The organism is Micromonospora citrea (assembly GCF_900090315.1).
GTDB lineage: Bacteria > Actinomycetota > Actinomycetes > Mycobacteriales > Micromonosporaceae > Micromonospora > Micromonospora citrea.
In genome coordinates, this window is record NZ_FMHZ01000002.1 from 3,944,626 (window position 1) to 3,967,457 (window position 22,832).

A 22,832-nucleotide genomic window follows, 5' to 3' on the forward strand; every position below is an offset into this window, starting at 1 on the left:
GGCCGCCCGCCCGGCTGTCCGCTATCGCCCGGACGGTCCCGTCGGCGGCGCACCGTCGGTCACTCCGCGGACGCGCGGGCGACGGCCTGGAGCGCCGAGCGCACGTCCGTGACCTCGATCACCTGCATGCCGCCGGGGGTGACGCCGGTGCTGTCGGGGCCGCAGCCGGTCGGCACCAGCGCGAGCCGGAAGCCCAGCCGCGCCGCCTCGGCCAGCCGGCGGGGCACCGCGCCCACGCGGCGCACCTCGCCGGTCAGCCCGACCTCGCCGATCGCCACCAGGTGCGGCGCGATGGCCAGGTTGAGCCCGCCCGAGGCGACGGCGAGGGCCACGGCCAGGTCGGCCGCCGGCTCCACCACCCGGATGCCGCCGACGGTGGCCGCGAAGACCTCCCGGTCGTGCAGGGTCAGCCGCTCGGTGCGCCGCTGGAGCACGGCCAGCACCATCGCGAGGCGGGCCGAGTCGAGCCCGGAGACCGTGCGCCGGGGCGAGCCGGCGACCGTCGCGCCGATCAGCGCCTGCACCTCGGTGACCAGCGCCCGGCGGCCCTCCATCGCCACGGTGACGCACGTGCCGGGCACCGGCTCGGAATAGCGGGTCAGGAAGAGCCCGGACGGGTCGGCCAGGCTGCTGATGCCGCCCTCGTGCATCTCGAAGCAGCCCACCTCGTCGGCGGCGCCGAACCGGTTCTTGACGCCGCGCACCATGCGCAGCGAGGAGTGCTTGTCGCCCTCGAAGTGCAGCACCACGTCGACCAGGTGCTCCAGCACCCGGGGGCCGGCGACCTGGCCGTCCTTGGTGACGTGGCCGACCAGCACGGTGGCGATGCCGCGCTCCTTGGCGACCGCGACGAGCGCGGCGGTGACCGCCCGCACCTGGGTCACCCCGCCCGACACCCCCTCGGCGTTGGTGGTGGAGATGGTCTGCACCGAGTCGAGCACCAGCAGGCCGGGCTTGACCGCGTCGAGGTGGCCGAGCACCGCGGCGAGGTCGCTCTCGGCGGCGAGGTAGAGCTGGTCGTGCAGGGTGCCCATCCGCTCGGCGCGCAGCCGGACCTGGCTGACCGACTCCTCGCCGCTGACCACCAGCGAGGGGCTGCCGGCCCCGGCGGCCCACTGCTGGGCCACGTCGAGCAGCAGGGTGGACTTGCCGACGCCCGGCTCCCCGGCGAGCAGCACCACCGCGCCCGGGACCAGCCCACCGCCGAGGACCCGGTCGAGCTCGCTGACCCCGGTGGGCCGGGCCCGCGCCGGGGCGGCGCTGATGGTGGCGATCGGCCGGGCCGGCTCGGCCGGCATGCGGGAACTGACCACCTTTCCCGAGACGGTCGGGCCGGTCACGGTGCACTCGACCACCGAGCCCCACTCGCCGCACTCGGGGCAGCGCCCGACCCACTTCGGCGGCTGGTGCCCGCAGGCGTCGCACTCGTAGGCCGGCCGGGGCTCGCGGCTGGACGCCCGGCCGCGACCGCCGGCGGCGCCGGCGCGCGGGGACGTCGATCGGGAGGTGGTCACACGGGGACGTTAGTCCCCGGGTACGACGAAGACACCGCCGGCGTGGTGGTCGCCACGCCGGCGGTGTCGTCGAAGTCGGGAGCGGAGGTCAGTGGCCGCCGCCGTGGCCGCCCTCTTCCTCCTGGCCCTCGTAGCCGCCCAGGCGCTCGACGATCTGCGACGGGGGCGCGGCGGGGGTGAGCGGCACGGCGACCGGCGCCGGGCCGGTGACCGTGACGCCGTTGCCGAAGTCGAAGGTCAGGAAGACGTTCTGCCCGGAGCGCAGCGACTCGTTCAGGCCGATGAGCTGGAGGACGCGGTCCGCCTGGGTGTTGAGCTGCACGTAGCTCAGCGGCGCGATCTCGATCCGGGCCGGCTCGCCGGCCGGCGCCGCCGGGCTCTCCGTGGCCGACGGGCTGGCCGTGGCGCTCGGGCTGCCGGAGGCGTCGGGGCTCTCCGGGGCGTCCGGGCTGGGCGACTCCGACGCCGGGGCGGACGGGGTGGCCGACGGCGACCCGGTCGGCGACGCCGACGGGCTGGTCGCGGCGCCGGTTCCGGTGATCACGACCTCGCGGGCGCTGTCGGTGGTCACGGTCACGGTGACCGGCTGCTCCGAGTCGTTGTAGATCACGGCGTTGAGGATGGCGTTGGCGCCGGCCTTGTATCCCTCCGTGCCCGGGAACTCGACCAGCAGGCCGCGCACGGCGTAGTCGCCGTTGCGGGCCGACAGGTTGACGCCCTGGACCGACGGCTCCTTGTTGGCGGTCTCGGAGACCTGGCCGGCGCCGCAGCCGGACAGCAGCAGCCCGGTCGTCGCCGCCATCCCGGACAGCAGCAGGGCCGCCCGCCGGGAACCCCTGATCGAGCGCGTCACGTCGGTCCTCCTCGTCACGATCCCACCCGGTGCTCACGCCGGGCACGGTGGCCATGCCCGCGCAGACCGCGCTCCAGGGTAGTTGGGCCTGATCCGCCGCCGCACGCCGACCCGGGGATGCCACTCCCGGGGGTGGGTTCAGACCAGCCGGCCGCTCGTGACGAGCAGGACCACGTCGATGAGGGCGATCAGCATGACGGCCCGGAACGCGGCCACCGGCCGGCCCCCGGCCCGGGCGGTGGCGCGCCCGCCGTACCAGCTCAGGGGCGGCACCACGACGGCCGCCGCGACCGCGGCGACGCCGGCTCCCGACGGGCGCCCCGGCGGCCCGAGGACCAGCGTGGCGGTCGCCGCGAGCAGGAGGCCCGCGGCGGCGGCGCGGCTGCCGGTCGGGCCGAGCCGGTGCGGCAGCCCGCGCACCCCCGTCCGGGCGTCGTCGGCCAGGTCGGGCAGGACGTTGGCGAAGTGCGCACCGGCCCCGAGGCAGGCTGCGGCGGCGACCAGCCAGACCGGCGGGGCGGGCGCCCCGGGCAGCGCCAGCACGACGAAGGCGGGCAGCGACCCGAAGGAGACCGCGTAGGGCAGCACCGACACCGGGGTCGACTTCAGCGGCCAGTCGTAGAGCAGCGCGGAGACCAGCCCGAGGGTGGCGCAGAGCGCGGCCGTCGGGTTGGTGGCCAGCGCCAGCACGGGGGTGGCGAGCGCGGCCACCGCCGCGGCCAGGGCCGTGCCGCGCCGGCTCACCGCGCCGGTGGCGACCGGTTTGTCGGTACGCCCCACGGTGGCGTCCCGGTCGGCGTCGAGCGCGTCGTTGGCCCAGCCGACGGCGAGCTGGCTGGCCGCCACGGTGAGTGCCACGGCGAGGACGCCGGCGGGCCGGTGCCCGGCGCCCCACGCGAGCAGCGCCGCCACCGTGGTGACGGCGGCGGCCGGTTCCGGGTGACTCGCCCTGACCAGCCCTAGCACCGTTGACGACATGAGGGAAGTCTGGTCGTTACCGGGCAGTCGTGCCACGCTCGGTCCATGCGAGACGCGGGCCGCACCCTGCCGCGCAACGATCCGCGCCAGTACGACGACCTGGCCGGCGAGTGGTGGCGTCCGGACGGCGTCTTCGCGATGCTGCACTGGCTGGCCGAGGCCCGCGCGGCGCTGGTGCCGCCGGCGTCCCGCCCCGGCGCCCTCCTGGTCGACCTCGGCTGCGGCGCCGGGCTGCTCGCCCCGCACCTGGCCGGCAAGGGCTACCGGCACGTCGGCGTCGACCTCACCCGGTCGGCCCTGGCGCAGGCCGCCGCGCACGGGGTGACCCCCGTCAACGGCGACGCCACCGCCGTGCCGCTGGCGGACGGCTGCGCCGACGTGGTGGCCGCGGGCGAGATCCTGGAGCACGTGCCGGACTGGCGGCGCGCGGTGGCCGAGGCGTGCCGACTGCTCCGGCCCGGTGGCCTGCTCGTCCTGGACACGCTGAACGACACGGCGCTGAGCCGGTTGCTGGCCGTCCACGTCGCCGAGCGGCTGCCCACCGTGCCGAGGGGCATCCACGACCCACGGTTGTTCGTGGACGCCGGGGCGCTGGTCGCCGAGTGTGCCCGGCACGGGGTCGAGCTGCGCCTGCGGGGCGTCCGGCCGGGCGTGCCCGGCCTGCTCGGCTGGCTGGCCCGCCGGGCCCTGGCCGCCGCCCGCCCCCACCGCCCGACCGCCGTCCGTCCGCGTGCGACGAACGGCGACCGTCCCGGTGCGACGGACGTCGGCCGTCCCGGTGCGACGGAGGCCGACCGTCCCGGTGCGACGGACGCCGACCGTCCCCGCGCGACGGGCACCGGCTCTTTCGGTGCGGCGGGGGTCGACGGACGGCGCGCCCGCACCGACGGGCGTCGGGGCGCGACGGCGGGCCGGCGTCCGACGCCACGGATCGTGCCGACCTGGTCGACCGCAGTGCTCTACCAGGGGCGTGGCACGCGGAGCGGATAGCGAGGCCGGTCGCGGGGTAGGGACAGGCCGAGAAGGGGGCTGTATGACGCAGCACGCGCTGGAGGCGGCTCGCCGCCTGGCACCGAGGCTGGCCGCCCGGGCGGCCGAGCACGACCGGGACGGCTCGTTCCCGGTCGAGGACTTCCGGGACCTGCGGGAGGCCGGGCTCTTCGGCCTGATGGTCCCCACCGAGCTGGGCGGGACGGGCGCCACGTTCGCCGAGTACGCGGCGGTCGCCACCGAGCTGGCCCGGGGCAACGGGGCGACCGCCCTGGTGTTCAACATGCACGCCTCGGTCACCGGCGCGCTCGGCGCGGTCACCGAGGAGCTTGCCGAGGCGCTCGGCGTGCCCGAGGAGGCGCTGGCCGCCCGGGACCGGCTCCTGACCGCCGCCGCCCAGGGCTCCTGGTACGCGGTGGCGATGAGCGAGCGCGGCGCGGGTGCCCGACTGTCCCAGCTCAGCACCGTCTACGAGCCGGTGGACGGCGGTTGGCACCTCAAGGGCAGCAAGACGTTCTGCTCCGGGGCCGGGCACGCCGACGGCTACCTCGTGGCCGCCCGCAGCGCCGCCGACCAGTCGGTGGTCTCCCAGTTCCTGGTGCCGGCCGGGGCGGGCCTGACCGTGGAGCCCACCTGGGACTCGCTGGGCATGCGGGCGACCTCGTCGCACGACCTGCACCTGGACGTGACCGTCCCGGCCGACCGCCTGCTCGGCGGCGTGGAGGGGCTGGCCCTGGTGGTCGCCCAGCTCATGCCGCACTGGCTGGTCGCCAGCTACGCCGCCGTCTACGTGGGGGTGGCCCGGGCGGCGATCGACGCGGCGGCCGAGCACCTCAACGCCCGCAACCTCGCCGGCCTGCCGGCCGTCCGGTCCCGCCTCGGCCGGGCCGACGCGGCCGTGGCGGCGGCGCACCTGACGGTCGCGGAGGCCGCCCGACGGGTCGACGAGGCGCCGGGGGACGCGGAGACCAACCGCTGGGTGTGGCGGGCGAAGCTGCTGGCCGGCACGACCGCGGCGGAGGTCGCGGCGTCGGTGCTGGAGGCCGCCGGCACGTCAGCCACCCGGCGGGGCCATCCGTTGGAACGGCTCTACCGGGACGCCCGCTGCGGCTCGCTGCACCCGGCGACCTCGGACGTCTGCGCCGACTGGCTCGGCATCGCGGCGCTGGGCGGCGACCCGGACCGCGACGGATCGGTCCCTCGTTGGTGAACCTGAGGAGTTCGCCGGGGTCGTGGACGGGAGCACCCCCGGCGCGGGGGACGACGGCGGCCTCTCCGGGGGCGGGGTGGGCCGCCCGCTGCGTTGAGCCGAACGAGAGGTGGGCGTCGTGGCCGTACCGGTGATCGCGGGGCTGGGGACGGCGCACCCGCCGTCGGCCAGGCAGGACGAGTTGTGGGACGGCTTCTTCTCGAAGCACTTCACCGGCAGCACCCGGGCGCTCGCCGAGCGGATCTTCGCCCACTCGGGGGTGTCCCGCCGGCAGGCCGCGGTCAACCCGCTGCTGGAGGACGTCTCGGACTGGCCGACCGAGCGGCGGATGCGCCGCTACCTGGTCGAGGCGCTGCCGCTGGGCAAGGAGGCGGTGGGCCGGGCATTGACCGCCGCCGGCCTGTCCGCCGGGGACGTCGGGCTCTTCGTGGTCTGCTCGTGCACCGGGTACGCCACCCCGGGGCTGGACATCCTGCTCGCCCGGGACCTGGGCATGGCCCCGGACACCCAGCGCATGTTCGTCGGCCACATGGGCTGCTACGCGGCCCTGCCGGGGCTGGGCGCGGCGGGCGACTTCGTCACCGCCCGGGGGCGGCCGGCGCTGCTGCTCTGCGCGGAGCTGACCAGCCTGCACATCCAGCCCTCCGGGGCCCGGGTGGACACCCAGCAGATCGTCTCCCACGCGCTCTTCTCGGACGCCGCGGTCGCCGCCGTGCTCGTCCCCGGCGGCCGGGGGTACGCGCTGCGCGAGGTCGCCGCCGTCACGGACACCTCGACCGCCGACCACATGACCTGGGACGTCACCGACACCGGCTTCCGGATGGGGCTGTCGCCGAAGGTGCCGCAGGTGCTCTCCCGGCACGTCCGGACCCTGGTCGACGACCTGGTGGGCCGGCACGGCGCGACGCCGTCCGGGGTGGACGGCTGGGCGGTGCATCCGGGCGGCCCGCGCATCCTCAACGTGGTCGAACGGGAGCTGGCGCTGCCGCCGGAGGGGCTGGCGGCGTCCCGGGCGACGCTGGACGAGCACGGCAACTGCTCGTCGCCGACGGTGCTGCTGATCCTCGACCGGCTACGCCGGGCCGCGTCGCCGCCGGGGCGGGTGGTCATGCTGGCGTTCGGGCCCGGCCTCACCCTCTACGCCGCGCTGCTCGAACGGCGGGACTGACGGCGACACCACGGGCGCCCCGAGGTTACCCTCTGGTAATGGACGCCGAGGCGGCAGGCCGGCCGGGACGCGTGCCGGGCGCCGGTGAGCACGGGACTCCCGTCGGAGCCGACGACCGGTGGCGCACCGCTGTGCTGGCCGTGGCGGCGCTCGCCGCGCTCGCCGGCGGTGGCTGGTGGTGGCAGTCGGAGGCGCCGCCCGTCGGGCCGGTGGTGACCGGGCCGAGCGCCTCGCCGGGGCCCCGGTCGGGGCTCGCCGTGCCGGCCCAGTCCGAGCGGGGCGCCACCTTCCGGGTGGACCCGGGCACCGGCGCCGCGTTCCGGGTGGACGTGGTGCCGGGGGGACCGGATCCGCGCTCCCTGATGGAGGGTCGGCTCGACGAGGCGGCGCGGCGCGGCGGCCTGGGCAGCCTCCCCGGCGCCGTCTGGACGAGCCGCGCCCGGCTCGACGGCACGCAGGGGCACGTCCGGCAGGCGTTCGCCGAGGAGGGCGCCCGCCACCTGCTCCGGTACCGGTGCCTCGGCCCCGGCGAGCTGCTGCTGGTGGTGGACGGGGCGCGGGCGGCCGACCCGATCACGAGCGCCTGCGACGGTTCGGTCACCTCGACGGAGATCACCGGCTCCGGCGGGCCGTTCCGGGTCTCGCTGACCAGCGCCAACGCCGAGCCGCTCCGGGTCGAGGCGCAGCTCGTCGCCGCGCCCTGACGCCCCCGGAGGGCTGGCGAGGGGCCGGCGGCGTGGTGGAGCGGCTCAGGCGGCGAGGCCGGCCAGCTCGGTGCGGTAGTCCTCGGCGGAGCGGATCTCCGGCACCACCGTGACCAGCACGCCGGCCCGGTCCACCAGCAGCGCGGTGGCGGCGCCGGGCCGGGGCGGCAGGTGCAGGAACGCGCGCAGCCCGCCCGCCGGGTCGGCCAACGGGCGCAGGACGGTCCCGACGGGTGCGGGCGGGGCGGTCGCCGGCCGCTTTCCGGCGACCGTGACGACGGTGACCCCGGTCGGCGCCAGGGCGGCGGCGGTGGCCACGTCGTCCGGGCAGGGGCACCCGTCGACCAGGATGATCACCGCCGGCAGCAGCCCGCGCAGCGGCACGGGCGCCTGCCCCGCGTCGACGAGGTCCAGCGCGGGCAGCGGCCGACCGGCGAGCCCGGCCGGCGGGGTGGCCGGCGCGGGGGCGGGCTCCGGCGTGGTCCGGCCGGCGCGGGGCCAGGTCACCGTCACCAGGCTCGCGACCGTGGCCAGCACCGCCACCAGCAGGACCAGCAGGGGCAGGGCGAGCGGCGACCGGGCGGCCGGCCGGCGGCCACGGGGCGGGGTCGCCGCACGCAGCTCGCGGCGGATCTGCTCGGCCTCGGCCGCGAGGGCGGAGGCGTCGTCCGGCACGACCACCCGGCCCCACTCCGGCGGCAGGTCGGGCAGTCCGGGGCCGTCTGCGTCGGGCTTGCCCATCGGACCCCCAGGACGAACTCGGTGAGCGGACAGCGGCTCGACCTCCAGCGTCCCGCACGGGGCCGCGTACCGCTACACCTGGGCGCGCACGCGGGCGGCCGGCTACCATGGGAGGAGCGCATAGCCCTTGATCTCGACGTTCGCGTCACCCGCGCCGGGCCGTCATCCACTGGTCACGGAGCGTGTTCAAACCATTGGTTTGGCGGCCTGTCAAGCTGAAGAAATACCTCTCACAGGGCCCCTGAGCTGCGCCAACGGTCAGGACAGCGGTGAGACATCGGTGCCTGAGCGTGTTACCCTAGACACAGCGAAAGGGGTTTCGAACCTATGGTTTTCAGTGTCGGCGAGACCGTTGTTTACCCCCACCACGGGGCCGCACTCATCGAGGCAATCGAGACTCGGGTCATCAAGGGCGAGCCTAAGCAATACCTCGTCCTGAGGGTCGCGCAGGGTGACCTGACGGTCCGGGTGCCCGCCGAGAACGCCGAGATCGTGGGTGTGCGCGAGGTGGTCGGCGAAGAGGGCCTCGGCAAGGTCTTCGACGTGCTCCGTGCACCGCACACCGAGGAGCCGACCAACTGGTCGCGGCGTTACAAGGCGAATCTGGAGAAGCTGGCCTCGGGCAACCCGCTGAAGGTCGCCGAGGTCGTGCGCGACCTGTGGCGCCGGGAGCGGGAGCGGGGCCTTTCCGCGGGTGAGAAGCGCATGCTCGCCAAGGCCCGCGACATTCTCGTCGGCGAGGTCGCGCTGGCCGAGAAGAGCACCAAGGACGAGGCGGAGACGCTGCTCGACAAGGTCCTCACCGAGGCCTAGTCCCCACAGCATCGTCGTACCCGATTCGTAGCGAACAAACCACCGAGGACCGCGACGTGACCGCGCAGCTCAATCCGCGCGGTGACGTCGCGGTCCTCGTGCCTGCGGCCGGTGCCGGCGTACGGCTCGGCCCCGGTCGACCGAAGGCGTTGCGGCTGCTCGGCGGGGAGCCCCTGCTGGTGCACGCCGTTCGTCGGCTCGCCGCCGCGCCGTCGGTGCACACCATCGTCGTGGCGGCCCCGGCCGCCGAGGTCGAGGCGGTGCGGGACCTGCTCGCCCCGGTCGCCCCGGTGACCGTGGTGCCGGGCGGCGCGGAGCGGCAGGCGTCGGTGGCCGCGGCCCTCGCCGCGGTGCCCGCCGGCCCGGAGATCGTCCTCGTGCACGACGCCGCCCGGGCGCTGACCCCGCCCGAGCTGGTGGAGTCCGTCGCGGCGGCCGTCCGCGCCGGGCACGACGCGGTGATCCCGGTGCTGCCCGTGGTCGACACGATCAAGGAGGTCGGCGCCGACGAGGTCGTCCTCGGCACCGTCGACCGTTCCGCCCTGCGCGCGGTGCAGACCCCGCAGGGCTTCCGCCGGGCGGTGCTGACGGCCGCGCACGCCGCCGCCGGCGACCCGCTCACCGACGACGCGGGCCTGGTCGAGAAGCAGGGCGTCCCGGTGTCCTGCGTGCCCGGCTCGGAGTACGCGCTGAAGGTCACCCGCCCGTTCGACCTGGCGTTGGCCGAGCACCTGCTCGCCACCGGCGCCTGACGCGTACCCTCTTCGCATGATCGTTCCCCGGGTGGCCATCGGCACCGACGTGCACGCCTTCGAGGCGGGCCGGCCGTGCTGGGTGGCCGGCCTGCACTGGCCCGACCAGGACGGCCTGGCCGGGCACTCGGACGCCGACGTGGCGGCGCACGCCGCCTGCAACGCGCTGCTCTCGGCGGCCGGCCTCGGCGACCTGGGCGCCAACTTCGGCGTGGGCCAGCCCGAGTGGGCCGGGGCGTCGGGCGTCGCCCTGCTCACCGAGAGCGCCCGCCGGGTGCGGGCCGCCGGCTTCGCGATCGGCAACGTGTCCGTGCAGGTGATCGGCAACCGGCCCAAGATCGGCCCACGCCGCGAGGAGGCCCAGCGGGTGCTCTCCGAGGCGGTCGGCGCGCCGGTGACCGTCTCCGCGGCCACCACCGACGGCCTCGGCTTCCCCGGGCGCGGCGAGGGCCTCACCGGCATCGCGGTGGCCCTGGTCTACGAGGCTCCGGCCGCCTAGGCTCGCCGCGATGTCCAGCGACGCCACCTCCGACCGCTCCGCCTTCGACGGCTACGTGCAGCGTGCGCAGCTCCTCGCCGAACTTGGCCGCTACGACGAGGCCGCGGGGGAGCTGGCGTACGCCGTCGCGCTCGAACCGGCCAGCGCCGCGGCGCTGACCATGCTGTCCCGGGTGCACCTCGCGGCCGGCCGGCCGACGGAGGCGCGGACCGCCGCCGACGCCGCGGTCGCCGCCGCCCCGGATGCGGTGCCGGCGCTGCTCGCCCGCGCCCTCGCCCTGATCGACCTCGAGGAGTACGCCGAGGCGGCCCGCACCGCCGACCGGATCCTGACGCTGGGGCCCGACGACGCGTACGCCCAGCGCAGTGCCGCGGCGGTCCTGGCCAGCTCGCGCAACGGGCAGCCGGCGCTGAACGCGGCCTGGCGCGGGGTCGAGCTGGCGCCCGAGGAGCCGGAGGCGCATCTGGTGCTGGGCCTGGTCGCGGCCAACATGCGGCTTTTCGACCTGGCCGAGCGGGCCTACCGCGAGGCGCTGCGGCTGGATCCGCAGCTCGCCGAGGTCCGGCACGACATCGGGGTGCTGCGGCTGGAGCAGCGGCGCTGGAGCGAGGCGCTGGAGCACCTGGCCGAGGCCGCCGCGATGAGCCCGGGCCGGGTGGACTCCGGCCGGACCATCTCCGTCGGCGTACGCGAGCTCGTGCTCTACGGCGCGGGCTGGACGATGATCGCCGCCGTCGTGATCGCCTGCATGGCACCGGGGAGCGAGGGCCTGTCCCGAGTGGCGGCGGCGTTCGCGGCGCTCGGCGGCGCGCTGGTGGTCTGGCGGTTCGCTGCCAAGCTGCCCGGCCTGACCCGGACGATCCTGCCCAGCCTGCTCCGCTCCGACCGGATGCTCGCCCTCGCCGTCTACGCGGCCGCCGGCGCGCCCCTGCTGATCCTGCTCTACGCCCTGGTCGGCACGCCGTGGCCGCTGGTCCTCGCCATCGCCACCGCCGCCGCGGCCGAGTTCGCCGTCTTCACCCGTACCCGGTTCTGAGCCCCGTCGGGGCGGGGAGGCGGCGTGGTCGCCGTGGGAGGGCTCCGGCGCGTCGAAGGCGGTACCACCGTGTCGGGCGCCTCTTCGAGGGCCCGCAGTCCGGTCGTCTGTCCGCTGACGGCGGGGCCTCCATGTGCTGATCCTAAATTTATGCTTGACATGTTTATAGGTCGGTCATAAGTTTAGGTCATGCCGAGGCGCCGTCGCGCCGCTCCGGGCCGTCGAAGGGAGATCGCTCATGACCGTGACCGATTCGGTGGGTGCGTACCTCAGGGAGATCGGCCGGACCCCGCTGCTCACCGCCGAGCAGGAGGTGGAGCTGGGCGCGCGGATCGAGGCCGGGACGCTCGCCCAGCACCGCCTGGACGCCGATCCGGGCGGGCTGACCGTGGACGAGCGGATCGCCTGCGAGCGGCTGGCCGCCGACGGCCGGCGTGCCCGGCAGCACATGATCGAGGCCAACCTCCGCCTGGTCGTCTCGATCGCCCGGCGATACGTCCGCGAGGGCGGGCTGCCGCTGCCGGACCTGGTCCAGGAGGGCGTCATCGGAATGATGCGCGCGGTCGAGAAGTTCGACCACCGGCGCGGCCTGAAGTTCTCCACCTACGCCACCTGGTGGATCAAGCAGGCGCTCGGTCGCGCGCTGGCCGACCAGAGCCGCACGATTCGGGTGCCCGCGCACATGGTCGAGCTGATCAACCGGGTGCACCGGGTTCGCCGCACCCTGCTCCGGGACCTCGGCGAGGAGCCGACCGCCGCGCGGATCGCGGCCGAACTCGACCTGGCCCCCGAGAAGGTCGAGCAGGCGCTGCGGTACGACCGGAAGCCGGTCTCCCTGCACGCCCCCGTCGGCGAGGACGGTGCGCAACTCGGTGACTTCCTCACCGACGACGCACCGGATCCGGCCGCCCAGGTCGCCGCCGGTTTCCTGCCCTCCTATCTGGACACCGCGCTGTCCGCGCTCACCGAGCGGGAGGCGACGGTCATCGCCCAGCGGTACGGCCTCGCCGACGCGGAGCCGCGCACCCTGGACGAGATCGGCCGGGTGCTCGGCCTGACCCGGGAACGGATCCGCCAGATCGAGGCCAAGGCGATGTCCAAGCTCCGCCACCCGGCCCGCACCCGCGTCCTGGCCGACCTCCTGGCGGCTTGAGCAGGGGCAGGGCAGCCTGACCTCAGGCGCGACGCGCCCAGGTCCAGGCGTAGGCGTCGTCCTCGCACGCCTGGGCGGCGTCGCAGAGGTCGAGCGGGCGGAAGGTGTCGACCATGACCGCCAGCTCGTCGAAGAAGTCCGCGCCGATGGAACGCTCGGCGGCGCCCGGCTGGGGGCCGTGGGTGAACCCGGACGGGTGCAGCGAGATCGAGCCCTGCTCGATGCCCGAGCCGCGCCGCGCCTCGTAGTTGCCGCCGGTGTAGAAGAGCATCTCGTCGGAGTCGACGTTGTGGTGGTTGTAGGGCACCGGGATGGCGTCCGGATGGTAGTCGACCTTGCGTGGCACGAACGAGCAGATCACGAAGTTGGGGCCCTGGAAGGTCTGGTGCACGGGCGGCGGCTGGTGGATCCGGCCGGTGATCGGCTCGAAGTCGTGGATGGAGAACGCCCACGGGTACATGTGGCCGTCCCAGCCGACCACGTCGAACGGGTGGTGGGCGTACACGTACCGGGTCCATCCGCGACGGTGCCGGACCAGTACCTCGACGTCGGTGTCGTCCACCAGCAGCGGCGCGTCCGGCCCCCGGACGTCCCGCTCGCAGTAGGGCGAGTGCTCCAGGAACTGGCCGCGTACCGAGAGGTAGCGCTTGGGCGGGCCGATGTGCCCGGCGGCCTCGACCGCGAGCAGCCGGGTGGGCGCGTCGCCGGTGGGCACCAGCCGGTGGATCGTCGAGGTGGGGATGACGACGTAGTCGCCGGCCACCGCGTCGAGCACGCCGAACGTCGACTCCACCCGCAGGGTGCCCGACTCGACGTAGAGGCAGTGGTCGCCGGTGGCGTCGCGGAACAGCGGGGACGGCCGGTCCGCCAGCACGTACGCGATCCGCACGTCGTCGTTGGCGAGCAGGTACTGCCGGCCGAGCACCGGGTCGGCGCCGACGCCGTCGAGCTTGTGGGTGCGCAGGTGCCGGGGCTTGAGCGGCAGGTTGGGCACCCGGGTGAACGCCGGCGGGGTGAACTCCTCGGCCGCCACGATCGCGGTCGGCGCGTGCCGGTGGTAGAGCAGGGACGAGTCGGAGGAGAAGCCCTCCTGGCCCATCAGCTCCTCGGCGTAGAGGCTGCCGTCGGGCTGACGGAACTGGGTGTGGCGCTTGCGGGGCACCTCGCCGACGCTGCGGTAGTACGGCATCTCGCCTCCCGGTTCGTCCCGTTCACCGATCCAACGGCGTCCGATAATCGGACGCTGTTGTCCGTTCCTTGTAGCGTCCCGTACATTCTTGTCTCGTGTCAACGCAGGTGCCCGCGCTTCTCGACGGCCTCGTCGACGACGCCGCCGTCTTCCCGCCCGGCAGCGCGCCGCTGCCCGACGCCGTCGCCGCGCACCGGCGGCACCGCGCCTCCTGGTACGCGAACCTCGTCGGCCCCCTCCTGGTCCCCGCGACGCGGCTGGCCGAGCTGGCCGACCTGCTCGACGCCGGGGAACGGATCGAGGTCGGCGTCATCGGGGACGTGCCGGTCGCGCGGCTCGACGAGGCGCGGACGGTGGCCGACCCGCGCATCCGCGTCCGGCAGGTCGAGGCGGCCGTCGCCAAGCGCGGCGAGGACCCGCTGCCGGGCCTGACCGAGCTGGTCGGGCTGACGCGCCGCGCGAATCCGCCCGGGGCCGGCGGTGGGCTGACCGTCTACGCCGAGGTGCCGCTGACCTTCGGGCTGATGGGCGCGCTGGACGCGCTCGCCGCCGCGCGCGCCGAGGGGCTGCCGGTCGCGGCGAAGTTCCGCACCGGCGGGCTTGCCGCCGAGCTCTTCCCGACCCCGGCCGAGCTGGCCGCGGTGATCTGCGCCTGCCGGGACCGGGGCCTGCCCTTCAAGCTGACCGCCGGGCTGCACCAGGCGGTGCGGCACCTCGACCCGGAGACCGGCTTCACCCACCACGGCTTCGCCAACGTGCTGGCCGCGACGCTGGCCGCCGCCGAGGGTGCCGCGGTCCAGCCGGTCGCCGAGCTGCTCACCGCGACCGACCCGCGCCCGCTGGTGCAGCTCGTCGAGGGCCACCTGGCCGCGCCGCGCCCGCTGTGGGTCGGCTACGGCTCGTGCAGCATCCTGGAACCACTTACCGATCTGATCCGGCTGGGGCTGGTGAACGGGGGCTTCGACGCATGAGCGGGCGGCAGCGAACGAATGGTCTCCGCGGGCCGGTGGCGCCCCGGGGCGGCGCGGAACGCGACGGAGGGCAGGCATGAGCTGGGTGACGGGTGCCGACGGTTCGCCGTACGGGGTGACCAACCTGCCGTACGGGGTCTTCCGCCACGCCGAGGGCGAGCCGCGGGTCGGCGTACGCATCGCGGACTTCGTGCTCGACCTGGGCGGCGCGGAGGCGGCCGGCCTGGTGCTGGCCGCCGGAGCGCTGGGCCGGCCCACCCTGAACGACTTCATGGCCCTCGGCCGTCCGCAGTGGACGGCGGTGCGGCAGCGGGTGACCGAGCTGCTCACCGACGCCGCCCACCGGCCGGCGGTGGAGCCGCTGCTGGTGCCGCTGGCCGAGGCGCGGATGCAGTTGCCGTTCGAGGTCGCCGACTACGTCGACTTCTACTCGTCCGAGCACCACGCGGCCAACGTCGGGCAGATCTTCCGCCCCGGCCAGCCGCCGCTGCTGCCCAACTGGAAGCACCTGCCGATCGGCTACCACGGCCGCGCCGGCACGGTGGTCGTCTCCGGCACCCCCGTGGTGCGGCCCAGCGGGCAGCGGGCCACCCCGCAGGGTCCGGTGACCGGCCCGTCCGTACGCCTCGACATCGAGGCGGAGGTCGGCTTCGTGGTCGGCGTGCCCAGCGCGCTGGGCGACCGCGTCGTGGTCGACGACTTCGCCGACCACGTGTTCGGCGTGGTGCTGGTCAACGACTGGTCGGCGCGGGACATCCAGGCGTGGGAGTACCAGCCGCTCGGCCCGTTCCTGGGCAAGTCCTTCGCGACGTCGGTGTCCGCCTGGGTGACCCCGCTGGACGCGCTCGGCGACGCCTTCGTCCCCGCGCCCGAGCAGGACCCCCCGGTCGCCGACTACCTGCGCGACGTGCCGCACCTCGGGCTGGACCTGCGCCTGTCGGTGGAGTGGAACGGCGAGCGGGTCAGCGAGCCGCCGTTCGCCACCATGTACTGGACCCCGGCCCAGCAGCTGGCCCACCTCACCGTCAACGGCGCGTCGCTGCGCACCGGCGACCTCTACGCCTCGGGCACCGTCTCCGGGCCGGAGCGGGGGCAGGTCGGCTCGTTCCTGGAGCTCACCTGGGGCGGGTCCGAGCCGGTGAAGTTCGCCGGGGGCGAGACCCGCACGTTCCTGGAGGACGGCGACACGGTGACGATCACCGCCACCGCGCCCGGGCCGGACGGCACCACCATCGCCCTGGGCGAGGTGACGGGGACGATCCGCCCCGCGCGCTGACGCCGCCCGTCGGGTCCCGCCGGACCGTTCGTACGCGACGGACCCCGGTCGCACAGATGGTGCGACCGGGGTCCGTCGTTGCCCCGTTGATCGTCGCGGATTCCGTCGCCAGCCGCGCCGGGACCGAGCCGGACGCCCCCTTTCCGGCGTCGGTCCCGGTCGTCGGCCGGCGTCCCGACGACAGGAAGGGTGACGACGATGAACGATCTGCCGGGTGCGGTCTGGCGCACCAGCAGCCGCTCCAACGACCAGGGTCTCTGTGTGGAGGTGGCGGACAACCTGGTCGACGTCCTCGGCGTGGTGGGCGTACGCGACTCCAAGGACCAGGCGGGCCCCACGCTGGCGGTCAGCCCGCCGGGCTGGGCGGCCTTCGTCGGCGCGATCCGGGCCGGTCAGTTCGGCCGCTGACCGGGGCACGGCCCACGATTCGGGGCCTCCGGGCGGTGGAAATTCCGCTCCGGGGGCCCCGACGGGCGCTCACCCGGCGTACCGTCGACGCCACGGGAGGTGGCATGTCGACGGTGGCGGTCACGGAGTTCGTGGAGGCGCACGACGCCGACCTCTGGCGGCTGCTGACCGACCTGACCGCCCGCACCCGGCGCTCCACCGGCCCGGTGGAGGTGCTCACCCCCGGCGGCTTCGGTCCGGGCACCGCCTGGCGGGAGACCCGGTCCCAGCCCGACGGCACCGCGCTGGTCGAGGAGTTCGTCGTCGTCGAGGCCGAGGCGCCCCGGCGGCTGGTGCTCGCCTCTCGCGGCGCCGGGGTGGACTACCGGATCACCTGGACGTTGCGCCCCGTCGAGCGGCGTCGCCGCGGCTGCACGGCCGTCACCGTCGAGCAGGAGTCGGTGCCGACCGCACCCTACGGGCGGGTGGTCGCGCTGCTCTTCGGCGGGCTGGCCGCCCGCGCGGTCGAGCGCGCGCTGCGACAGGACCTCGCCGACCTGGCCGCCGCAGCCGTCACCGGCACCGCCGAGGCGGCCTGAGGCGCGACACCGAGCCCCGGCCGCGACGGCCACCGCCGGGCGGGCCGGAGGCGCGACGCCGGGTCAGCCGAGACGGCCGCCGCCCGGGCGGGCCGGAGGCGCGACTTCGCGGTGCCCGTCGTCGTCGTGGCGCAGGGGGGCCGGGTCTGCCGAGACGGCCGCCGCCCGGGCGGTGCCTGAGGGTGCGACGCCGAGCCCGGTCGAAACGGAGCCGACGGCAGCGCCGGGGCGGCCCGAGGGCCTGACAGGGCTCCGTGCGGCCCCGCTGGGTAGGGTGCCGGGCGGAGGTGCGCATGGGGTTCCCGAAGGGCCGGCGGCGGATCGTGGTGGCGGTCGCGGCGCTGATCGCCGCCGTCGCCGTCGCCGCGACGGTCTACCGGGTGCTCGCCCCCGCCGAGGTCAGCACGCCCGCGCGCGGGGCGTACCCGCCGGCCGCCGATCCCGCCCCCGGCGTCGTGGGCCGGCTCCCGGTCGCTCCGCTGATCGTGGACGGCCGGCTGCGGGTCTACGCCGCCCACCGTCAGGTCTACGCGGACCGGCCGGTCGACGGCCGGCACCGGACCACGCCCTACTGGTCGTACCGGCGGTGGCCGGCGGAACTGGACTCGGTGGTGGCGAGCGGGACGACGGTGGTCACCCGATGGTCGGACGGGCGGCTGGTGGCGCTGGACGCGCGTACCGGCCGGGTGGCCTGGGACGCGGACGGGCCGGAGCCGGCCGGCGACCGCGCGGTCCGGCGCACCGGGGCGGCCACGGTCTGGGAGCCCCGAGGGCTGTTCGTCGCCCGGGCACCCGACGGTCGGCAGGTCGTGGCGGCGGCCGGGGCGCAGTGGCTGCGTGCCGTGGATTTGGCCGACGGCCGTGAGCTGTGGCGGTCGGACACGACCCTGTCGGTGCCGCCCGGCGACGGCTCAGACCGGGCCGGCGGCTGCCGAGTCGTCGTCGGCACGACCGGCGAGGGCCGGTTCATGACCGTCGACTCCTGCGCGGGACCGGCGGTGGTGGAGTTCCGCGACGCCGTGACCGGCGAGGTGGGCCTCCGCTGGCGGCCGCCCGGTGCCGGCGACCGACTGGTGGCGACCCCCGTGGGCTGCGGAAACGGCCGGACCGGGTGCACCGGCCTGCGGACGGCCGCGCCGGGCGACGACGCGGGCCGGGGCTGGCTGCTCGGTGCCGGTGAGCCGGTCGCCGCGCCGGCCCTGGACCGGCCGGACGCCGAACTCGTCGGCGGGACGGCCGTGGCGGTGGTCGACGGGGTGCCGGTCGGCCGCTCGGCGCGTACGGGCGCGGAGCTGTGGCGCCGTCCCGACCTGCCGGGGGCGCGGCTGCTCGCCGTCCAGCCCGACCGGGTGCACCTGTTGACGGAGACGAACGACCTGGTGACGCTGGACCCGGCCACGGGCGCGCAGCGGTCCTTCTTCGCGCTCAACGCGGGCTCCGACGGGATCGGCTGGGCGCCCGGCGCGGCGTACGCGGCGGGCGGGTTCGTGGCCGTCGAGCGCCTGCGCAAGCCGGTCGACCCGACCGGCGACGACCAGCGCTACTACCTGACCTCGGAGCCGGTGATCCTGGCCGCGACCTGAAACGCCGACTCGTCGAGATGCTCGCAAATCGGACATAAGTTACTTATAGTCCCACTGTGCGTCTCCTGGCAGCCCTGTTGGGCGCGATCCTGATCCTCGTCACCGCGTCGCCGGCCGACGCCGCGCCGTCCCACCGGACGCTCCGGCCCGCCCCGACCGAGGGCCTTGCCGGGGCCGGCGCGGGGCTCACCGGCGGCACCCGGACCGGCTGACGGGACCGGGGCCGGAGCACGCCGACCGACCCGACGGATCGTCCGTCGGGTCCGGCAGCCGGCGACGGTCGGTTGAGGCGGCCGGTCCGGTCCGCGAGGGGATGGCGGACCGGACCGGCACCCGACCTCAGGCCAGGGCGGCCTCGGCGGCGGCGAGGAAGGCGTCGTTCTCGGCCGGGGTGCCGATGGTGACCCGGACCCCGTCGCCGGGGAACGGCCGGACGATCACACCCCGGGCCTCGCACGCCTTGCCGAACTCCACCGCCCGGTCGCCCAGCGGCAGCCAGACGAAGTTGGCCTGGCTGGTCGGCACGTCGGGGACGAGCTTGCGCAGCGCCTCGGTCACCCGGTCGCGCTCGGCGACGACGAGGGCGCACCGCCGCTCGACCTCGTCGGCCTGGGCGAGCGCGGCGAGCGCGCCCGCCTGCGCCGCCATGCTGGTGGAGAACGGCGTGACGACCTTGCGTACGGCCGCCGCCACCGCCGGCTGGGCGACCAGGAAGCCGATCCGCAGGCCGGCCAGGCCCCAGGCCTTGGAGAGCGTGCGCAGCACGACCACGTTCGGCCGGTCGAGGTAGGTGAGGCCGTCCGGCACCTCGGGGTCGGTCACGAACTCCCGGTAGGCCTCGTCGATCACCACGAGCACGTCCTCGCCGACCGCGTCGAGGAACCGGTCCAGCTCGGCCCGGCGTACGGAGGTGCCGGTGGGGTTGTTCGGGTTGCAGACCAGGATCATCCGGGTCCGGTCGGTCACCGCCGCGGCCATCGCCGCCAGGTCGTGCCCGTGCCCGGCGTCGTTGGGCACCCGCACGCTGGTCGCGCCGCTGGTCGCCGCGATGATCGGGTACGCCTCGAAGGAGCGCCACGAGTAGAGCAGCTCGTCGCCGGGCAGGCAGGTGGCCCGGACGAGGTGCTCGGCCAGCGCGACGGAGCCGCAGCCCGTGGCGATCCGGTCGGCGTCCACGCCGTACCGCTCGGCCAGCGCCTCGCGCAGCGCGACCACGCCCATGTCCGGGTAGCGGTGCACCCCGGCGACGGCCTCGGCGACGGCCTCCACCACGCCGGGCAGCGGGCCGTACGGGACCTCGTTGCTGGCGAGCTTGATCGCCTCGGGGAGCCCGAGCTCGCGGGCCAGGTCGGCCGGGCTGCGGCCGGGCACGTAGTTGGGCAGCGCGTCGAGGTCGGCGCGGGTCAGCCGCAGCGCCGGCTGGTGGCGTCCGGTGTCGGTCATGGGGTGTCTCCCGAGGGGTCGGTGCGGTCGTCCGGGGTGGTCCGCCGGGTGCGGGGAAGCTGGACCACCACGGTCTGCGCCCGCTTGTCGTGCAGGGCCTGACGCAGCGGGTGGTCGAAGAGCGGGGAGAGCGCGTCGACGAGTTGGAGCAGCAGGCCGAGGCCGCAGCAGTACCAGAGCAGGGTGGGCAGGCCGAGGGTGTTCCACCGGCGCAGCGCGCGGCCGAAGCCGAGGGGCTCGTCGGCGCTCGTCGGCAGCACCTTGACGCCCACCAGCCGCTTGCCGAAGGTCTGCCCGCCCGAGGCCATCGTCGGCACCTCGTACGCGAGCCACAGCGCCGTGGCGATCAGCAGGATGACGACCTGGAGGCCGCCGGCCTGCTCGCTGGGCTGCGGCAGCCCCTCGGTGGAGGTGTCGCCGGCCATCGCCCGCCGGAACACCTCCCGCCAGTACGGGGTGACCTCCTCGATGAGCCGCCACACGAACCAGCCGTTGACGACGGCGTTCAGCGCGAAGACGACGGCGAAGTCGATCAGTCGGGCGACGAGCCGGGCGCCGAAGCCGGCCAGCGGCAGCCCGTGCGGGCGGGGCTCCGGCGGCCGGCCGGCCCAGCCCCCGGCGGGCCAGCCGGGCGGCGGGCCCTGCGGGCGGCCGGGGGCCCCCGACGGCTGCCCGGGGTGGGGCTGGCCGGGCTGCGGCCACCCGGGGTGGGGTTGCCCGGGGTGGGGTTGCCCGGCCGTCGGCGTGGCCGGCGCGGGGGCCGCGGGCGGGGTGGGCGTGGGCGGGGTGGGCGCGGGCGGCGGCTCGGCCGGCGGCGGCCCCTCGGGCGGGGTGGCGTCGACGGGGATCGGCGCGCCGATCCAGCCCTCGCCGTCCCAGTAACGCCGGGTGTCCGGATCGGCCGGGTCGACGTACCAGCCCGGGTCGACGCTCACGGCCTGGCCTCGCTGCGCTCGCTCACGCAGACACCTTAACGACGACGGTGCCGGCGAACTTGTCGTGGAGGCACTGCTGCCAGGGCTTGTCCCACAGTTGCCAGAGCCCGTCGAGGTAGCTGAGGCCGGGCAGGAGGCCGGCCGCGAGGTACTGCACGGCGTACCGCCTGCCGGCCATCCGCCGGTCCAGCGTGCGCTCCGGGTCGAGCGGCACCACCCGCAGCTTCATCACCTTCTTGCCGAAGGTCTGCCCGGTGCGCTTCATGTATTCCACGTGGTAGAGCCAGTAGAGCCCGAGCAGCACCACCATCAGGCCCAGTTCGAGCAGCAGGATCGGCAGGAGGAAGTCCGTCAGGAGCGAGCCGGGGTCGGGCTCGACCAGCGTGCCGTCCGGGTTGGTCCGGGTCAGGTCGTCCATCATGTTCCAGAAGAAGAGCATGAACGCCGGCAGGAAGAGGACCATCGCCACCAGCATGCTCAGTGCCCCGTCGATCAGCGCGGCCAGCAGCCGGTCGCCGAACCCGGCGAGCGGCTGACCCCCGGGCGCGCGCGTCGGAACGGCCGGCCGGGGCGGCCCGGCCCAGCCCGGTGGCGGCGGAACCCAGCCCGGCGGCGGGTGCCCGGGCGGGGCGTACTGCGGCGGCGCCGCGTACCCCTGGCTGGTCGGAGCGGAGGGCGGCGCGAAGCCGCCGGCGGCGGGCGGGTGCCCACCGGCCGGCGGCGTCGGGTACGACGGAGGTTGCGTCACGCTCGACAGTGTTACAGGTTGCCGCGCTTCTCCTGCTCACGCTCGATGGCCTCGAAGAGCGCCTTGAAGTTGCCCTTGCCGAAGCCGAGCGAGCCGTGCCGCTCGATCAGCTCGAAGAAGACGGTCGGGCGGTCCTGCACCGGCTTGGTGAAGATCTGGAGCAGGTAGCCGTCCTCGTCCCGGTCAACCAGGATCTTGCGGGCCTTCAGCTCCTCGATCGGCACCCGCACCTGACCGATCCGGGCGCGCAGCTCCGGGTCGTCGTAGTACGAGTCCGGGGTGTCCAGGAACTCGACGCCGGCGGCGCGCATCGCGTCGACGCTGGCCAGGATGTCGTTGGTGGCCACGGCGATGTGCTGGGCGCCCGGGCCCTGGTAGAACTCCAGGTACTCGTCGATCTGCGACTTCTTGCGCGCGACGGCCGGCTCGTTGAGCGGGAACTTCACCTTGCGGGTGCCGTTGGCGACGACCTTGCTCATCAGCGCCGAGTAGTCGGTGGCGATGTCGTCGCCGATGAACTCGGCCATGTTCGAGAAGCCCATGACGCGCTTGTAGAACTCGACCCACTCGTCCATCCGGCCCAGCTCCACGTTGCCGACCACGTGGTCGACGGCCTGGAAGAAGCGCTTCGGCTGGAGGCCGGCGTCGATCATCGGCTGCCGGTCCACGATCGGCCCGCGCGCCACGAAGCCGGGCAGGAACGGGCCGGTGTAGCGGGAGCGGTCGACGAGGGTGTGCGCCGTGTCGCCGTACGCGGCGATGGCCGCCATCCGTACGGTGCCGTGCTCGTCGCTGACGTCGTGCGGCTCGGTCAGGCCGGTCGCGCCCTGCGCGACGGCGTGCGCGTACGCGGCGTCGACGTCCGGGACCTCCAGCGCGATGTCGGAGACGCCGTCGCTGTGCCTGGTCACGTGCTCGGCGCCCGGGGCGTCCGGGCGGACCGCGCCGGTGAGCACGAAGCGGGCCGACCCGCTGGTCAGCACGTACTGGGCGTGGTCGCGGTAGCCCTGCTCCGGCCCCCGGTACGCCACGCAGGTCATGCCGAACGCGGTGGAGTAGTAGTGCGCCGCCTGCTTGGCGTTGCCCACCAGGAAGTGCACGTGGTCGAGGCCCTTGACGGGGAACGGGTCGCGGCTGATGTCGTGGTCGACGGCACCGACGAGCGCGTCGACGTCGACTTCGTCGTTCGCCTGGGGTCGGTCGATCGCCTGGGTCATCGCGGTCTCCCTCAAGTACCGGTCGGCCTCGTGGCCGCCGCCGTGGTCGTGTGCGGGACTTCTGTGGCGAGGA

The 22,832-nt window shown here is 75.4% G+C and carries 23 protein-coding genes and 1 pseudogene; 15 read left to right on the plus strand and 9 right to left on the minus strand.

The window, feature by feature from the left end; genetic code table 11:
- Window positions 1–59: 59 nt before the first annotated feature.
- From radA to GA0070606_RS18055, 3 genes are all read right to left on the minus strand, one after another.
- On the minus strand, window positions 60–1,514 hold the full coding sequence (gene radA, locus GA0070606_RS18045; protein WP_091101580.1) for a DNA repair protein RadA: 1,455 nt from the start codon (window positions 1,512–1,514) through the stop codon (window positions 60–62).
- Between the two features lie 88 nt (window positions 1,515–1,602).
- A complete protein-coding gene (locus tag GA0070606_RS18050; RefSeq protein WP_091101584.1) occupies window positions 1,603–2,367 on the minus strand; it encodes a hypothetical protein in 765 nt (254 codons plus the stop codon).
- Window positions 2,368–2,505: 138 nt separating this feature from the next.
- A complete protein-coding gene (locus GA0070606_RS18055; protein WP_091101588.1) occupies window positions 2,506–3,345 on the minus strand; it encodes a UbiA family prenyltransferase in 840 nt (279 codons plus the stop codon).
- Window positions 3,346–3,390: 45 nt separating this feature from the next.
- Between GA0070606_RS18055 and GA0070606_RS18060 the strand changes: the two are divergent.
- From GA0070606_RS18060 to GA0070606_RS18075, 4 genes and pseudogenes are all read left to right on the plus strand, one after another.
- A pseudogene (locus GA0070606_RS18060) lies at window positions 3,391–4,050 on the plus strand (methyltransferase domain-containing protein); the annotation flags it as partial.
- A gap of 328 nt (window positions 4,051–4,378) precedes the next feature.
- Entirely contained in the window at window positions 4,379–5,545 is a 1,167-nt protein-coding gene (locus GA0070606_RS18065; RefSeq protein ID WP_091101591.1) for an acyl-CoA dehydrogenase family protein, read from the plus strand.
- A gap of 109 nt (window positions 5,546–5,654) precedes the next feature.
- The gene (locus GA0070606_RS18070) at window positions 5,655–6,713 is read left to right on the plus strand and encodes a type III polyketide synthase (RefSeq protein WP_425413057.1); all 1,059 of its coding nucleotides are present in this window, start codon (window positions 5,655–5,657) and stop codon (window positions 6,711–6,713) included.
- Between the two features lie 38 nt (window positions 6,714–6,751).
- On the plus strand, window positions 6,752–7,417 hold the full coding sequence (locus tag GA0070606_RS18075; protein WP_091101595.1) for a hypothetical protein: 666 nt from the start codon (window positions 6,752–6,754) through the stop codon (window positions 7,415–7,417).
- 45 nt (window positions 7,418–7,462) lie between these two features.
- Here the strand turns inward: GA0070606_RS18075 and GA0070606_RS18080 are convergent, their stop codons facing one another.
- Entirely contained in the window at window positions 7,463–8,158 is a 696-nt protein-coding gene (locus GA0070606_RS18080) for a hypothetical protein (RefSeq protein ID WP_091101599.1), read from the minus strand.
- Window positions 8,159–8,485: 327 nt separating this feature from the next.
- Between GA0070606_RS18080 and GA0070606_RS18085 the strand changes: the two genes are divergently transcribed.
- The 5 genes from GA0070606_RS18085 (at window position 8,486) to GA0070606_RS18105 (ending at window position 12,411) form a co-directional block, all read left to right on the plus strand.
- Entirely contained in the window at window positions 8,486–8,971 is a 486-nt protein-coding gene (locus tag GA0070606_RS18085) for a CarD family transcriptional regulator (RefSeq protein WP_007073334.1), read from the plus strand.
- Window positions 8,972–9,027: 56 nt separating this feature from the next.
- Window positions 9,028–9,723, plus strand: coding sequence for a 2-C-methyl-D-erythritol 4-phosphate cytidylyltransferase (gene ispD / locus GA0070606_RS18090; protein WP_091101603.1), 696 nt, complete (start codon window positions 9,028–9,030; stop codon window positions 9,721–9,723).
- A gap of 16 nt (window positions 9,724–9,739) precedes the next feature.
- Window positions 9,740–10,222, plus strand: a complete 483-nt coding sequence (gene ispF, locus GA0070606_RS18095) for a 2-C-methyl-D-erythritol 2,4-cyclodiphosphate synthase (RefSeq protein WP_091101607.1) — start codon at window positions 9,740–9,742, stop codon at window positions 10,220–10,222.
- Between the two features lie 10 nt (window positions 10,223–10,232).
- The gene (locus GA0070606_RS18100; RefSeq protein WP_091101611.1) at window positions 10,233–11,258 is read left to right on the plus strand and encodes a tetratricopeptide repeat protein; all 1,026 of its coding nucleotides are present in this window, start codon (window positions 10,233–10,235) and stop codon (window positions 11,256–11,258) included.
- Between the two features lie 238 nt (window positions 11,259–11,496).
- Complete coding sequence (locus GA0070606_RS18105) at window positions 11,497–12,411, plus strand: sigma-70 family RNA polymerase sigma factor (protein WP_091101614.1); 915 nt, start codon at window positions 11,497–11,499, stop codon at window positions 12,409–12,411.
- 22 nt (window positions 12,412–12,433) lie between these two features.
- Here GA0070606_RS18105 and GA0070606_RS18110 read toward each other — a convergent pair whose 3' ends face one another.
- Window positions 12,434–13,600 carry a homogentisate 1,2-dioxygenase gene (locus GA0070606_RS18110; protein WP_091101618.1) on the minus strand — a complete coding sequence of 389 codons (1,167 nt, stop codon included), beginning with the start codon at window positions 13,598–13,600 and terminating at the stop codon, window positions 12,434–12,436.
- Window positions 13,601–13,695: 95 nt separating this feature from the next.
- Here GA0070606_RS18110 and GA0070606_RS18115 point away from each other — a divergent pair, with 95 nt between their 5' ends.
- From GA0070606_RS18115 to GA0070606_RS32595, 6 genes are all read left to right on the plus strand, one after another.
- Window positions 13,696–14,571: a hypothetical protein gene (locus GA0070606_RS18115; RefSeq protein WP_091101622.1), complete on the plus strand. Its 876-nt coding sequence runs from the start codon at window positions 13,696–13,698 to the stop codon at window positions 14,569–14,571.
- 76 nt (window positions 14,572–14,647) lie between these two features.
- Window positions 14,648–15,847 (plus strand): fumarylacetoacetase, encoded by a 1,200-nt coding sequence (fahA, locus tag GA0070606_RS18120; protein ID WP_091101626.1) that lies wholly within the window; start codon window positions 14,648–14,650, stop codon window positions 15,845–15,847.
- A gap of 198 nt (window positions 15,848–16,045) precedes the next feature.
- Window positions 16,046–16,255 carry a DUF397 domain-containing protein gene (locus tag GA0070606_RS18125; RefSeq protein WP_091101629.1) on the plus strand — a complete coding sequence of 70 codons (210 nt, stop codon included), beginning with the start codon at window positions 16,046–16,048 and terminating at the stop codon, window positions 16,253–16,255.
- A 104-nt stretch (window positions 16,256–16,359) separates the two neighbouring features.
- Window positions 16,360–16,833, plus strand: coding sequence for an SRPBCC family protein (locus GA0070606_RS18130; protein WP_091101632.1), 474 nt, complete (start codon window positions 16,360–16,362; stop codon window positions 16,831–16,833).
- Window positions 16,834–17,126: 293 nt separating this feature from the next.
- Window positions 17,127–18,416, plus strand: a complete 1,290-nt coding sequence (locus GA0070606_RS18135) for an outer membrane protein assembly factor BamB family protein (protein WP_091101637.1) — start codon at window positions 17,127–17,129, stop codon at window positions 18,414–18,416.
- Between the two features lie 56 nt (window positions 18,417–18,472).
- Entirely contained in the window at window positions 18,473–18,628 is a 156-nt protein-coding gene (locus GA0070606_RS32595) for a hypothetical protein (RefSeq protein ID WP_176737355.1), read from the plus strand.
- Between the two features lie 127 nt (window positions 18,629–18,755).
- Here the strand turns inward: GA0070606_RS32595 and hisC are convergent, their stop codons facing one another.
- The 4 genes from hisC to hppD are packed head-to-tail and all read right to left on the minus strand — an operon-like array spanning window position 18,756 to window position 22,759.
- Window positions 18,756–19,859, minus strand: coding sequence for a histidinol-phosphate transaminase (gene hisC / locus GA0070606_RS18140; protein WP_091101641.1), 1,104 nt, complete (start codon window positions 19,857–19,859; stop codon window positions 18,756–18,758).
- The gene (locus GA0070606_RS18145; RefSeq protein ID WP_091101644.1) at window positions 19,856–20,794 is read right to left on the minus strand and encodes an RDD family protein; all 939 of its coding nucleotides are present in this window, start codon (window positions 20,792–20,794) and stop codon (window positions 19,856–19,858) included. The genes hisC and GA0070606_RS18145 overlap by 4 nt, the downstream gene beginning before the upstream one ends.
- A gap of 22 nt (window positions 20,795–20,816) precedes the next feature.
- Window positions 20,817–21,542, minus strand: coding sequence for an RDD family protein (locus GA0070606_RS33730; protein WP_091101662.1), 726 nt, complete (start codon window positions 21,540–21,542; stop codon window positions 20,817–20,819).
- A gap of 11 nt (window positions 21,543–21,553) precedes the next feature.
- Complete coding sequence (gene hppD, locus GA0070606_RS18155) at window positions 21,554–22,759, minus strand: 4-hydroxyphenylpyruvate dioxygenase (protein WP_091101665.1); 1,206 nt, start codon at window positions 22,757–22,759, stop codon at window positions 21,554–21,556.
- Window positions 22,760–22,832: the final 73 nt, after the last annotated feature.

Bases quoted from the DNA above. Each gene is read 5' to 3' on its own strand.
- GA0070606_RS18055 (WP_091101588.1), bottom strand. From the start codon at position 3,345: ATGTCGTCAACGGTGCTAGGGCTGGTCAGGGCGAGTCACCCGGAACCG.
- GA0070606_RS18065 (WP_091101591.1), top strand. From the start codon at position 4,379: ATGACGCAGCACGCGCTGGAGGCGGCTCGCCGCCTGGCACCGAGGCTG.
- GA0070606_RS18075 (WP_091101595.1), top strand. From the start codon at position 6,752: ATGGACGCCGAGGCGGCAGGCCGGCCGGGACGCGTGCCGGGCGCCGGT.
- GA0070606_RS18080 (WP_091101599.1), bottom strand. From the start codon at position 8,158: ATGGGCAAGCCCGACGCAGACGGCCCCGGACTGCCCGACCTGCCGCCG.
- GA0070606_RS18085 (WP_007073334.1), top strand. From the start codon at position 8,486: ATGGTTTTCAGTGTCGGCGAGACCGTTGTTTACCCCCACCACGGGGCC.
- ispF (WP_091101607.1), top strand. From the start codon at position 9,740: ATGATCGTTCCCCGGGTGGCCATCGGCACCGACGTGCACGCCTTCGAG.
- GA0070606_RS18100 (WP_091101611.1), top strand. From the start codon at position 10,233: ATGTCCAGCGACGCCACCTCCGACCGCTCCGCCTTCGACGGCTACGTG.
- GA0070606_RS18105 (WP_091101614.1), top strand. From the start codon at position 11,497: ATGACCGTGACCGATTCGGTGGGTGCGTACCTCAGGGAGATCGGCCGG.
- GA0070606_RS18110 (WP_091101618.1), bottom strand. From the start codon at position 13,600: ATGCCGTACTACCGCAGCGTCGGCGAGGTGCCCCGCAAGCGCCACACC.
- fahA (WP_091101626.1), top strand. From the start codon at position 14,648: ATGAGCTGGGTGACGGGTGCCGACGGTTCGCCGTACGGGGTGACCAAC.
- GA0070606_RS18125 (WP_091101629.1), top strand. From the start codon at position 16,046: ATGAACGATCTGCCGGGTGCGGTCTGGCGCACCAGCAGCCGCTCCAAC.
- GA0070606_RS18130 (WP_091101632.1), top strand. From the start codon at position 16,360: ATGTCGACGGTGGCGGTCACGGAGTTCGTGGAGGCGCACGACGCCGAC.
- GA0070606_RS18135 (WP_091101637.1), top strand. From the start codon at position 17,127: ATGGGGTTCCCGAAGGGCCGGCGGCGGATCGTGGTGGCGGTCGCGGCG.
- hisC (WP_091101641.1), bottom strand. From the start codon at position 19,859: ATGACCGACACCGGACGCCACCAGCCGGCGCTGCGGCTGACCCGCGCC.
- hppD (WP_091101665.1), bottom strand. From the start codon at position 22,759: ATGACCCAGGCGATCGACCGACCCCAGGCGAACGACGAAGTCGACGTC.